This is a genomic window from Anaerococcus tetradius ATCC 35098, from assembly GCF_000159095.1.
Taxonomy (GTDB): Bacteria; Bacillota; Clostridia; order Tissierellales; family Peptoniphilaceae; genus Anaerococcus; species Anaerococcus tetradius.
On sequence record NZ_GG666295.1, the window covers coordinates 603,314 to 615,291 of the forward strand.

11 protein-coding genes are annotated in these 11,978 nt (G+C 34.0%); 5 read left to right on the plus strand and 6 right to left on the minus strand.

The window, feature by feature from the left end; translation table 11 throughout:
- Positions 1–58: 58 nt before the first annotated feature.
- Positions 59–1,132 carry a bifunctional glycosyltransferase family 2/GtrA family protein gene (locus tag HMPREF0077_RS03000; RefSeq protein WP_004836488.1) on the minus strand — a complete coding sequence of 358 codons (1,074 nt, stop codon included), beginning with the start codon at positions 1,130–1,132 and terminating at the stop codon, positions 59–61.
- Positions 1,133–1,310: 178 nt separating this feature from the next.
- On the opposite strand from HMPREF0077_RS03000, the gene HMPREF0077_RS03005 reads away from it, so the two are divergent.
- The 3 genes from HMPREF0077_RS03005 to HMPREF0077_RS03015 are packed head-to-tail and all read left to right on the plus strand — an operon-like array spanning position 1,311 to position 3,800.
- A complete protein-coding gene (locus HMPREF0077_RS03005; RefSeq protein ID WP_004836489.1) occupies positions 1,311–2,339 on the plus strand; it encodes an ABC transporter substrate-binding protein in 1,029 nt (342 codons plus the stop codon).
- The gene (locus tag HMPREF0077_RS03010) at positions 2,336–3,064 is read left to right on the plus strand and encodes an ATP-binding cassette domain-containing protein (protein WP_004836490.1); all 729 of its coding nucleotides are present in this window, start codon (positions 2,336–2,338) and stop codon (positions 3,062–3,064) included. The genes HMPREF0077_RS03005 and HMPREF0077_RS03010 overlap by 4 nt, the downstream gene beginning before the upstream one ends.
- Complete coding sequence (locus tag HMPREF0077_RS03015) at positions 3,054–3,800, plus strand: ABC transporter permease (RefSeq protein WP_004836491.1); 747 nt, start codon at positions 3,054–3,056, stop codon at positions 3,798–3,800. The genes HMPREF0077_RS03010 and HMPREF0077_RS03015 overlap by 11 nt, the downstream gene beginning before the upstream one ends.
- Before the next feature lie 154 nt (positions 3,801–3,954).
- Here HMPREF0077_RS03015 and HMPREF0077_RS03020 read toward each other — a convergent pair whose 3' ends face one another.
- On the minus strand, positions 3,955–4,602 hold the full coding sequence (locus HMPREF0077_RS03020; RefSeq protein ID WP_004836492.1) for an MgtC/SapB family protein: 648 nt from the start codon (positions 4,600–4,602) through the stop codon (positions 3,955–3,957).
- A gap of 294 nt (positions 4,603–4,896) precedes the next feature.
- Between HMPREF0077_RS03020 and HMPREF0077_RS03025 the strand changes: the two genes are divergently transcribed.
- Both HMPREF0077_RS03025 and HMPREF0077_RS03030 read left to right on the plus strand, forming a co-directional pair.
- Complete coding sequence (locus HMPREF0077_RS03025; RefSeq protein ID WP_004836493.1) at positions 4,897–5,610, plus strand: glycerophosphodiester phosphodiesterase; 714 nt, start codon at positions 4,897–4,899, stop codon at positions 5,608–5,610.
- 14 nt (positions 5,611–5,624) lie between these two features.
- Positions 5,625–6,977 (plus strand): alanine/glycine:cation symporter family protein, encoded by a 1,353-nt coding sequence (locus tag HMPREF0077_RS03030; RefSeq protein WP_004836494.1) that lies wholly within the window; start codon positions 5,625–5,627, stop codon positions 6,975–6,977.
- A 170-nt stretch (positions 6,978–7,147) separates the two neighbouring features.
- On the opposite strand, the gene HMPREF0077_RS03035 is transcribed toward HMPREF0077_RS03030, so the two are convergent.
- From HMPREF0077_RS03035 to HMPREF0077_RS03050, 4 genes are read right to left on the minus strand one after another with little or no spacing between them, the layout of a single operon-like run.
- Positions 7,148–9,376, minus strand: coding sequence for a hypothetical protein (locus HMPREF0077_RS03035; RefSeq protein WP_052588095.1), 2,229 nt, complete (start codon positions 9,374–9,376; stop codon positions 7,148–7,150).
- 18 nt (positions 9,377–9,394) lie between these two features.
- Entirely contained in the window at positions 9,395–10,189 is a 795-nt protein-coding gene (locus HMPREF0077_RS03040; protein WP_004836496.1) for a metal ABC transporter permease, read from the minus strand.
- Between the two features lie 3 nt (positions 10,190–10,192).
- Positions 10,193–10,861 carry a metal ABC transporter ATP-binding protein gene (locus HMPREF0077_RS03045; RefSeq protein ID WP_004836497.1) on the minus strand — a complete coding sequence of 223 codons (669 nt, stop codon included), beginning with the start codon at positions 10,859–10,861 and terminating at the stop codon, positions 10,193–10,195.
- Entirely contained in the window at positions 10,854–11,786 is a 933-nt protein-coding gene (locus HMPREF0077_RS03050; protein WP_004836498.1) for a metal ABC transporter solute-binding protein, Zn/Mn family, read from the minus strand. Before HMPREF0077_RS03050 ends, HMPREF0077_RS03045 begins: the two co-directional genes overlap by 8 nt.
- Positions 11,787–11,978: the final 192 nt, after the last annotated feature.

Sequence of the window (11,978 nt, forward strand, 5' to 3'; positions counted from 1 at the left end):
TTATCCCTTATCAGTACAGAAAAACCGCAAAACCCTAAGATTATTAACAAAAGATATATCATTTTTCACTTACCTTAAAAATAAACTTATTCTGTATCGTAAAAGAAAGCAAGAAAATAATGGTATCGACTATAAGCTTAATCAGACTTGCATTCATATTTACTCTTTCAAAAATCATATCCACAAAAAAAGCGGAAAGAACTAGTTGGCATAGCCACAAGGTCGCATACTTTATAAACTTACTCTTTTCCTTCTTATTATCAGCAAAGACGAGATTTTTGTTGATATTATAATTAAATATACCTGAAATTATCCTAGCAAGGCCAGTTGATGCCCAAATAATTTTGCTTGAATTTAGCAATACCCCTGCCAAGGCTCTTGTTAAAATCGTAAAGGCTCCAATATCTACTACAAAAGAAGACAAGGAAGCTAGAATAAATTTGAAAAATGTGCCTAGCATAACCCTGTAGATCTTAAAAGAATCCCTAATAGGATGGAAGTGGGTTTCGCTATTATTATCAAAATAAACTGTTTCTATTGGAATTTCAATCATTTTCTTCTTTGTCTGAGATGAATTGATGAGCATATTAATCTCATATTCAAATCTTTCTCCAGGAAGATCAAGAAAATCTGCTAGATAAGATTTAGGTATAGCCCTAAGGCCTGTCTGAGTATCATTTATCTTATCATAAAACATTAATTTGTAGACCAAACTTGTGGTTTTATTACCAAAAGAAGATTTAAAAGGAACATTATCCTTATTAAAGTCCCTTGATCCTAAATACATGGCGACTTCTTTTTCTTGGGCGATTTTTGCAATTTTAAAAACATCTTCCGCCCTATGTTGACCATCTGAGTCCGCTGTAATCACATAGGAAAAATCGTCATAAGTATTTAAGATATAATTAAAGGCGTTCTTTAAGGCCCTTCCCTTACCAAAGTTCTTGTAGTGGCTAAAGACATCAACCCCATCTTTTTTAAATTTTTTAAAGTATTCATCATATTCCGCTCTAGATCCGTCATTTACCAGAAGAATTCTCCTAAAGCCTTTCTCCTTTAGTTCATCAATGTAAGAACTTAGTAGGTCTTTGGGAGGATTTAGGGCAGGAATTAATATTATAAATTCATCCATAATCTATCCTTTTTTAGCTATTCTTATTAGTGTTCTACTTTATTTTATTATTAAAACTTAATATATCAAGAATTAGCTCTTTCTAAGAAAATAAATAAGCTAGCCCTTAAAGATTAAAGACTAATTTTATCTTGTTTATGTTATAATATTAACAACTATATTTTATATGAGGTGAACTATGAAAGAAGTTAAAAAAAATGTTTTGTCAATGATGCTCTTACTCTTCCTAATAATTTTGACAGCTTGCTCGACTAAGGGAGATAAAATGTCAAAATCTACCGCTAAGCCTAAAACGAATAAGGAAGCTACTAGTGAAGGTGAAAAAGGCAAGGGGAAAATTAGAGTAGGTATCCTTTCTATTGATGATGTCTTGCCCCTAGTTGTTGCAGATAAAGAGGATGCTTTCTCCAAAGCTGGCCTAGATGTCGAGCTTTTCCCATTCAAATCAAGCCTTGACCAATCAAAGGCAATGGAAGCAGGCCAACTTGACATAGTGATGAATGATATGATAGTCCAAGCCTTATTAAAAAAAGCCGGCCTTGATACTAAGGTAATCTCTTATGCTTTTGGAGCTAATGTCAGAGAAGGAAGATTTGTTGTGGTTTCATCTCCATCTAGTAATATAGAAAAGCCAGAAGACTTATATGGAAAAAAAGTCGCCATATCTGACAATACTATGATGGACTACCTAATGTGCCAATACGAAAAAAATTTACATTTGGACTCTTCAAAGATTAAAAAGGTCAACGTCCCAGATCTTTTGCTAAGGATGGAACTTGTTCTTCAAGGCAAGGATATTGATTGTGCCATCCTTCCCGATCCCCTAGCAAGCTTTGCCATAAAAAATGGATGTAAGCCTGTAATTGATGATACCCTCCTAAGCGAGAATTTTTCTCAATCAGTTATCCTAGCTAGAGATGAATTTATTGATAGTAATAAGGATGAGCTTAAAAGCTTTATGAAGGTGTATTTCAATAGCATGGATGAAATCAACAAAAACCCTGACAAATATAAGGAGCTTGCCATAAAAAATGCAAGAGTTTCTGATGATATAAAAGATAGCTACAAAACACCAAGCTTTAGCCCATACACGCTTCCAAGCAAGGAAGATGTAAAAAGAGTTAGCGACTGGTTGTTAGAGAAAAAACTTATAGATAAGCCTTATTCCTACGAAGACTTGGTAAGTACAGAATTTATTAAAAAATGAGTGATTTATTATACGATATAAGAAATTTATACTTCAAATACAAAAATGATAACAAGTATGTTATAGAAAATCTAAATTGGAAAATACATAGAAATGAAAGATGGGCAGTAATTGGACAATCAGGCTGTGGCAAAACCAGTCTCTTGAAACTTTTATCAGGAATCGACAGTTCTTATGAGGGGGAAATTTCCTTTAAAGATAAGCCCTTAAAGAAACCTCAAATGGATATCAAAATTATCTTACAAAATTATGGCTTGTTTGATTGGAAAACTGTCCGCCAAAACATAGACTTACCTAGAAAATTCTTGAAAAATAAGATGCTTATAAGAGAAGAAGAAGTAGATGCTATATTAGAATATTTTAATCTAGGAGAGCTTTCTGATAAATATACTTACGAGCTTTCTGGCGGACAGAAACAAAGAGTAGCCTTGGCTAGGGCTATGATAACAAAGCCGATTGTCTTGCTTTTAGATGAGCCCTTCTCCGCCTTGGATGAAATAACCAGAGAAAAGTTAAAAGATTACTATACAAACTTACAAAAGAAACATTTTATCACATCAATTTTGGTAAGCCATCAGATAGATGAGGCCCTTGAACTTTCTGATAAACTCCTCTTCTTATCTAAAAATAAGCACTATGAATTTTTTGATATTGATAAGTATAACAGAAAAGAAATCTATCAAATATTGAGGGATAAATTGAAAGAGGAAATAAATGAAAGTTAAAAGTAAAATATTTGTTTTTTTGATATTCTTCATCTTTTGGCAAATTTTAAGCCTCCTAGTCGACAAGGCATTTCTACCAAGTCCCTTAGCGACTCTTGATGGGCTAATCACAGCAATAGAAAAGGGACTTATATTAAAGCATGCCCTCATAAGTTTGATGAGGATAGTCCTTAGTTTATTAATTTCCTTGCTTTTTGCCCTAGCAATAGGTATTCCAATTGGCTATAAAGAAGAAGTTTATCAGCTACTTTACCCCCTAGTATCGAGCTTGTATCCCATACCCAAGGTGGTTTTTTTGCCAGTCTTGGTTTTGTTTTTTGGCCTTGGCAATTTGTCGAAAATAGTCTTGATAAGCTCGATTATTTTTTTTCAATTGCTCTTAGTTATAATTGATTCTGTTAGGAATCTTCCAAGGGACCTATATATATCCATGTATTCTCTTAGTCAGTCCTTCAAGGATATATTAATAAATTTGATTTTGCCTTATATCATACCCGATATTTTGACAGCCCTAAGAATTTGTATTGGAACTGCAATATCAGTCTTATTTTTTTCAGAAACTTTCGCTTCTTTTGATGGTTTGGGATATTTTATCTTAGATACAATGGGAAGAAGAGAATATGAACAAATGTATGGTGGGATAATTGTCATGTCCCTGTTAGGATTGATTCTTTATAAGCTTGTTTTACTAATAGAAAAAAATACCTGCCATTGGAAAAGTCAAAAGAGCGTCTAGGCATATTTTAATCCTACAATCCTATAAGAGTGAGAAAACTATAAGCTCCCTTAATCTCTAGCTTGACAAATACAAACTAGAAAACAAAGGAGCTTTTTAAGTAGCTATTTATATTTTTATTAAAAGATGTATTTAAAATTCAAAAGCTACAAATTTAAAAGACCTTAAACTCTTCTATACTTGGGTTAGCTTCTATGTGATTTAAGAAATCTGTCATTTCTTGGTTATTTTTTGGATAAATCTTAAAACTCAAATAATAGATTTGTTCCTTATATTTCAAATTATAGGCCCTCTTGGCTATATTATTCTTTTCTATATATTCATCTATATCTCCTACAACATTAGAATCATAGGATTGTATTAGAATATTAAACTGGTCATGCTTCTGAAAAATATCAGCAACATGCAAAAAGTTTTGCAAGATAATGATTAAGGATGTAGTTATAATCGCGAGAAAATACATACCTGCTCCAAAAGACATGCCAACAATAGAAGTAGTCCAGATCCCTGCTGCTGTTGTAAGGCCAGTAACATCGTTATTTTTTACAAAAATAATACCAGCTCCAAGAAAACCAATACCAGATACAATTTGAGCCGCAACCCTTGCCGCATCGTAGTCTTTGACATCATAAAATCCGTACTTTGAAATAATCATAGCTAAGCAAGAGCCCAAACAAACTATGGTATGGGTTCTAGATCCAGCTGACTTGTTTTTGCTGGCCCTTTCTGCCCCAATTGCATAACCACTCAAACAAGATAAAAATATTCTCAAAAGTAAGTTAAAATTCAAATCCCAATTCATGATTCCCTCCTAAAAACAAAAAGGCAGTGACAAATAAATCTATCAATCACTGCTCGCTCTTATATAATAATATGATAATTTTATCACAAAACATAAAGATGTCAATAGAAATTTTTCCTAGCAAGTAAATTCCGCCCAAGGAAGGAAAAGGTTTTAAAATATATTTGACTAATTATTATCCATATATTATAATTAAAAAAACTTAATATTTTAGAGATAAGACATGTACAAGTAGTAGGGTAAGCCTATGCTTTTTTATTTTCTAAAATTATTACTATTTATTAAGGAGGACTTATGTTAAATTTAGCACACCGTGGATTTAAGGGATCCTATCCTGAAAATACCATGCTAGCCTACAGGAAGGCGATCGAAGTCGGTGCAGATGGAGTGGAGTTTGATGTCCATCTAACAAAGGATGGGGAATTGGTTATCATCCATGACGAAAATCTCATTAGGACTTGTGGAGTTGATATTTTGGTTAAGGATTTAAGCCTAGCTGAGCTTAAAAAATATGATGCAGCTAATGGCTATGAACAATACCATGAAGAAATCCCAACTCTTAGAGAATATTTTGCCTATGCCAAAGATCTTGACATAGTGACTAATATCGAAATTAAAAACGGACTTTTCTTTTATGAGGGTATAGAAAAGAAATTGTATGACCTTATTAAAGAATACTCTATGGAAGAAAAGGTAATTATCTCATCCTTCAACCACCAAAGTATCCTTAGGATGAAGGATATAGATGATAGTTTAAAGCTTGCCTTTCTAGAAGAGTCTATTATAGCTGACCCTATTTCATACTTAAAAGAAAATTCCATTAAAATCTACCATCCAATAGCTCAGACTGTCGATAAGGCCTTGTTGGATAAGTTCCACGAAGAGGGAATCACTGTAAATGCTTGGACTAGTGATAAGATTCCTTATGATTTCAAAGAACTAAATGATATTGGTTTTGATGCTATAATATCAGATTATCCAGATAGATTTGTTAAAGAGCTTAGATAAGAGAAGGAGAATTTATGAAAGAATTTGAACTTATCCTAGAAAGTATTAATAAAATGCTTTGGGGCAATTGGCTTGTCTATGTTTTATTAGGACTTGGAATTTTATATACCTTTGCGACAGGCTTTGTCCAAGTTAGGCATTTTGCTTACATAATGAAGGAAACTTTGATTAAGAGTTTTAAGGAGAGAAATCTAGAAAAGAGAAAGGGCTCTCTATCTACCTTCCAAGCCATGATGGTAACCTTGGCAGGTAATATCGGCGGTGGAAATGTCGTTGGTGTTGCAACAGCTATAGTTTCTGGTGGTTTTGGGGCAGTTTTTTGGATGTGGCTTGCTGCATTTTTTGGCATGGCCCTAAAGTATGGAGAAATCATCCTTTCCCAATTATATAGGGGCGAAGATCAAGATGGAAATATCCTATCAGGTCCTATGTATTACATTAGAGATGGTCTAAAATCACCAAAGTTGGGTATAGTTATAGCCATCCTCATGACTATAAAGATGATGGGAGCAAATCTAGTCCAATCAAATACCATTGCTACTATCTTGCAAGACAATTTTAGCTTCAATAATTTGCTTACAGGCTTTATTCTTACAGGTCTTTTGTTTATAATAGCAATCGGTGGTTTAAAGAGATTGGCAAAGCTTGCAACTAATCTAGTACCAATAATGTCAATTTTTTATGTTGTTTTATGTATATTAGTTATAATTGTAAATATTAAAAACGTACCTTTAGTTTTTAGGGAAATATTTACCCAAGCCTTTTCTTTTAAGGCAGCAGCTGGTGGTGTGGCAGGTACTGTTATAGCCAAAGCCATGCAATATGGTATAGCAAGGGGTATGTATTCAAACGAAGCTGGTGAAGGTACTGCACCATTCGCCCACGGAACAGCTATTGTAAATCATCCAGTAGAAGAAGGAATTACTGGAGTTACAGAGGTATTTATTGATACAATCCTTATCTGCTCAATGACAGCTATTACAATTGGTGTTTCTCAAATACCTTTGGATGGAGAAACTATCAAGGCATCAAACATGGCAATCCAAGCTATAGGAACAGTTTATCAACCTCTCTCCTATCTCGCAATTTTTGCCTTGTTGATATTCTGTTTTACAACCCTCATGGGTCAATGGTTTAACGCTGCTAAGTCCTTTACCTATGCTTATGGAGCAAAGTTTACTGATAAGATTAAATATATTTATCCTTTCCTTTGCATCATAGGTTGTCTAGGTAAAATCAGTCTTGTGTGGACTATCCAAGATATAGCTATGGGTCTTGTAATTATCCCAAATATGCTAGCCTTGCTCCTCCTAGTTAAGGAAGTTCGTTTCCAAACTAAAGACTACTTTGAAAAGTTAAATAAATAAGATAATAAATCGTGCTGGCTAAAGCAAAAAACTTCCGCCAACACGATTTTTTTATGAAGATTGCCCTAATATCCTCTATGAAATGTTTAATTATATCTTTGTGCTTATGATAAGTAAAAAAATATCAACCCTGAGCTTTTATTAGCTTCTGGGTTGATATGTCAATTTGTCTACAGACCCTTATTATCTAAAGAATTATTTTCTTCATCTATTTTATTAGCATCCATATCTTTGGTTTTTTCTGGGTCTAGCTTAGTGTCGATTTTTTCTTGGTCAGATACTTTTGTTTCATCCTCATTTTTTTCTTCTTTAGCAGGGCTTGTTGGATTTTTCTCGTCCTTTGCTACTTCATCTTTATTATCTTCAGTTTCTTTTGTAGCTTTTTTTTCTTCTAATTCCTTATCTGATAGAATTTTTGGCAGAACTTTATTGTATGTGATTTTTCCATCAAGCTTTTCGAAATCACTAAGCTTTAATGCTATAGATTCATCTCCTGAATAGATGTAAATATCATTTACTATTTGTTGAATCCTAAAAGGATCCTTAATCTTGTAATAGGCTTGTAGGTATTCAACTACTTCCGAGCCTTCTACTTGTGGCTTGTATTCCAAATCTGTGCTTGGATTTTCAATCTTGTATTTCATTAGAGCTACAACATCCTTGGCTGTATATGGTCCAAATTCCTTATCTTTTTGCCTTTGGATAATTTGTTTGATACTTATGGCATGGTAATGACCCCCATGAAGCCAATAAAATACATTCTTTCTTAGTCCATCAGATCCATAGACTTCCTTGCCATCATCTGGAACATCTCCATAGGCTGACATCTTCTTTAAGTTGTCATCCATGTAGGCCTTGATTTTCTCGTCAATTATTTGTGGTCTAATACTTTCATAGCTAAAGATTTCACTATCGTCAACCTCTATATGTGACTTATGCTTGCTTTCATCAATGTATTCAGCATTTGGATAATGGTCTTTTGGATTAGTTTTTACTACAGTTTCATTTCCATCCTTATCAAATAAGTGCCAGTGATCGCCGTGGTCAATTATTCTTACTATATTTTTTGGCCATTGGTCTTTCTTTTCACTAGGCTTAGGAGTTTCTTCCTTTTGCTCTGTTTGTACTTGAGGCTCTACTTGAGGCTTTTTAACTTTTTCATAATCACCAAAGTAGGCTTTAGGGTATAGACTTCTTGGGTCTTGGTAGCATATTGATTCCCTTCCCTTTGAATCGAAGATGTGGTAATGGTCCTCGTGCTTTAGGATTTTTACTATATCAAAAAGGTCTGCTGGTTCTTGACCCATTATATTTACAATTTTCATCTCCCTTATAGCCTTATTTCTTTGGTCTTCTTTGGAAAGTTGAGGCTTTTGTTGATCTACTTTTGGTGGTTGAACCAAAGCTTCTTCTTTCTTTTGACTTGAACTGTGGCTACCATGATAGATTCCAAATTCAGCATCAGGATACTTACTTCTTGGATCTTCATAGGAGATATATTCATTGCCCTTGTTGGTGTAGATATGGTAGTGGTCCTCATGTTTTAGAATTTTCACAACCTTTTCTTGGTTTTTCTTTTCTTCTTTAATAAGCTCAACGGGATCTTTTACCCTTACAAGTTTGTCTATATTTTTTAATTTATTTGATGAACTTACACTTGGGCTACTTGTCCATCTTTTTTCTGGTCTACTTTTACTTATTTGATGAGAAGAAGCGTGACTGCCTACATATTGACCAAAACTTGCATTTGGATATAGACTTCTTGGGTCTTCATAGGATATATATTCGTTGCCCTTGTTGGTATAAATATGGAAGTGATCTTCGTGTTGGAGAATTTTTACTACATATTCTCCCTTATCTTCAAGATTTTCTTTGACTTTTCTGGCCTTAGAGCTACTTTTGCCATTAGTTTTCGCACTTGACCCATGACTACCATGATAAACTCCTACTCTAATATTTGGAAATTGAGCTGATGGATCTTCATAGGTTAGGTATTCATTTCCATCTCTGGTATAGACATGCCAGTGGTCGCCATGTTTTTTGATTGAAACAACATCCATACCACTTAAAACATTTTTTGAAACAACGCTGACAAGATCCATTGCCTTATCTCCCATTTTTTCTGGATCAGTGTAGGTAATATGTTCCTTGCCATCCTTGGTAAAAACATGCCAATGGTCGCCATGTTTTACAACTCTAACTATATCTTCTTTCTTGATTTCTGAATCAATCAATACTTCTGTAGTCTTATCTTTCTTGTAGCTAGTTTTCTTGCTAACAAAACTTGTTTCCTTTTTCTTAACTTCATTTTTGTTACTATCCTTTTTGCCAAAAATAGAACAAGATGAAAGTAATACTGCCGAAAGAGAGCAGACAGCCATAATTTTTCCTATGTGCATTTTATTCATATTATTCTCCTATTTATTCTTTACTAACATTATTATTAGTAAACATACTACTGATATTAAAACAATTACCGAACCAGGTCTTAGGTTAAAATGATAAGAAAGCAAAAGACCGAGATAAACATAAACGAGTGATAAAATTATAGATACGATAAGACTCGCCTTGTAGGTTTTTCTTAATTCAATTGCTGTAAGGGATGGAATCACCAAAAGTGATGATACAATTAATGAACCTATTGTCCTTGCAGATATTGAAACTGTAATTGCTGTTAATATTGTAAGCATGAAATTTATAAAGCTTGTGTTGATACCCATAATTCTTGCCGCTTGGGGATCAAAAACACTGAGGTAAAGTTTTTTGTAAAGAAGTCCATAGCATAGTAAAACTATGCTAGCTATAGCAAGCACCAAATAAAACTCCCCATCACTAATAGTTACAATAGAACCAAATAGATAGGAAGAGATAGAATTTGTATTTTCCACCAAAGATGAGAAAATTCCTGCAAGTCCAATGGAAGCCGCAAGGATTATAACTGTCGAAACTTCTTGATAATTTTTTAATTTATTTCTAATAAATTCGATTAAAACTCCAGCCACTATACAAGAAATTATAGCGGTAGATAGGGGATTAAAACCAAAGGCAAGACCTATGGTAAGGCCCGCTAGGGATGAGTGAGAAAGGGTATCTCCAATTGTTGAAAGTCTTTTTATCAGAATTGATTGGCCCATACAAGGTAGGATTATTGCAAGAATCCCCCCTACTATAAAGGCCCTTCTCATAAATTCATATTGAAATATATCTAACATATCCTACTCCAATACATCTTCAAGCCTTGACTTATCAATAAGTATCGCCTTTTTATCAAAAATTTTAAAGGCGTAATCAACATAAAAGCTTGCCTGTCTTAAATCGTGAGTTACAATAACAACTGTTTTATCATTTTGGGTCATTTTCTTTAATAGCACAAAAAGCTCTTTCGAAAAAGTCTTATCAATTCCTGTCGTAGGTTCATCTAGAAGAATTAACCTGGCATCTTTGATAAGGGCAAGGAGGAGGCCAAGCCTTTGAAGTTGACCCCCTGATAATTCGCTTAGTGCCTTATCTTTATGGCCTTTAAGACCAACTTCATCAAGAAGCTTATCAACATCCTTGTTTACTTTAAGAAAAGATGTGTGAATCTTTACAGCTTCTTCTATAGTAGTTGGAAAAGTCTTGTAGGCTCTTACAGCATCTTGACTGATATAGGCAATATCGGAAAAATGATTGTTCTCTTCAATAAGATCACCGAAAATCCTTACAGTCCCCCTATCCTTTCTTAGATTTGAAAGAAGAAGATTAATAAGGGTGGACTTACCTTCTCCATTAGCCCCTACAATAGCAACAAAATCACACAGGCCTATATCTAAGTCTAAACCTTCGAGAATTTTTTCCTTGTCATAGGCAAAGTCCAGGCCCTTGATAGAAATAGCCTTATTCATTGAAGGATGCCACAAGATTCTTCAAATTTTCCCTCATAAGGTTGATATATCCCTTTTGGGCTTCTTCTTCAGTGAGGTTTTCTAGGGTATAGAGAGTTGATGTTTTAGTATTAGTATTTTTCGCTAAAGTTTCAGCAACCTTTGGTGTCGCCTTACCTTCAAAGAAAATCGTCTTAATCTTGTGGGCCTTAACAAAATCAGCTATAGTTTTTAATTGTTTGGCTGATGGTTCATCCTCTGGAGAAATTCCCGTAACAGCGACTTGCTTTAGCCCATAATCATCTGCCAAATAATTAAAGGCAGCATGACTTACAACGAAATACTTATCCTTTGACTTAACCTTAGAAAGCTCATCTTCAAACTCCTTATCAAGATCCGCAAATTCCTTAACAGACTTATCTAAATTAGCCTTGTAGTAGGCATCATTTGCTGGATCTATAGAAGAAACCTTCTTATAAATAGTATCAAGCTCTTCCATGGCGTTTTTAATGGACAACCATGTGTGAGGGTTTATTGATTTTTGCTCACTAGCTTCATCTGAACTATCCAAAAGGGAAAGACCTTGAGATAAGTCTAGGAATTTATCATCATCATTAATGCCCTTTTTCAAATCATCAATAAAGCTTTCCATGCCGGCCCCATTATAAACAACAAGGTCTGCCCCAGTTAGATTTTTCATATCATCTGTAGAAAGCTCAAAAGAATGAGGCTCTTGGTTTGCTTTTATAATAGTACGAACCTCCATCTTATCTCCCACAATTCTTTTTGTTAAATCTTCCACTGGATAAAAGCTGGCATAAATTACTTTTTTTCCATTAGCTTCTTTTCCCGTATCAGTCTTCATCTTTTCATTTCTAGAACAAGAACTGCAAGCAAAGACGCAAATAATAGCTAAAAAAATTAGTCCCTTAAAATATCTTTTCATAAATCCTCCATATGCGATTGATTTGCATTATATAATGTATCACTTTTTTTGCTATTTGCAAGTCGTTCGCATTACTTTTTTATAAAAAAGTATTTTAACTAAACCATATATCAATAAAAGCAATAAAAAAAGGGCCTATAATAAATCGTGTTGGTAGAAGTAAATGATACTTCTGTCAGCACGATTTTTTTG

Coding starts and splice junctions, on each gene's coding strand:
- HMPREF0077_RS03040 (WP_004836496.1), bottom strand. CDS start 10,189: ATGTTAGATATATTTCAATATGAATTTATGAGAAGGGCCTTTATAGTA.
- HMPREF0077_RS03015 (WP_004836491.1), top strand. CDS start 3,054: ATGAAAGTTAAAAGTAAAATATTTGTTTTTTTGATATTCTTCATCTTT.
- HMPREF0077_RS03030 (WP_004836494.1), top strand. CDS start 5,625: ATGAAAGAATTTGAACTTATCCTAGAAAGTATTAATAAAATGCTTTGG.
- HMPREF0077_RS03050 (WP_004836498.1), bottom strand. CDS start 11,786: ATGAAAAGATATTTTAAGGGACTAATTTTTTTAGCTATTATTTGCGTC.
- HMPREF0077_RS03000 (WP_004836488.1), bottom strand. CDS start 1,132: ATGGATGAATTTATAATATTAATTCCTGCCCTAAATCCTCCCAAAGAC.
- HMPREF0077_RS03020 (WP_004836492.1), bottom strand. CDS start 4,602: ATGAATTGGGATTTGAATTTTAACTTACTTTTGAGAATATTTTTATCT.
- HMPREF0077_RS03010 (WP_004836490.1), top strand. CDS start 2,336: ATGAGTGATTTATTATACGATATAAGAAATTTATACTTCAAATACAAA.
- HMPREF0077_RS03005 (WP_004836489.1), top strand. CDS start 1,311: ATGAAAGAAGTTAAAAAAAATGTTTTGTCAATGATGCTCTTACTCTTC.
- HMPREF0077_RS03035 (WP_052588095.1), bottom strand. CDS start 9,376: ATGCACATAGGAAAAATTATGGCTGTCTGCTCTCTTTCGGCAGTATTA.
- HMPREF0077_RS03025 (WP_004836493.1), top strand. CDS start 4,897: ATGTTAAATTTAGCACACCGTGGATTTAAGGGATCCTATCCTGAAAAT.
- HMPREF0077_RS03045 (WP_004836497.1), bottom strand. CDS start 10,861: ATGAATAAGGCTATTTCTATCAAGGGCCTGGACTTTGCCTATGACAAG.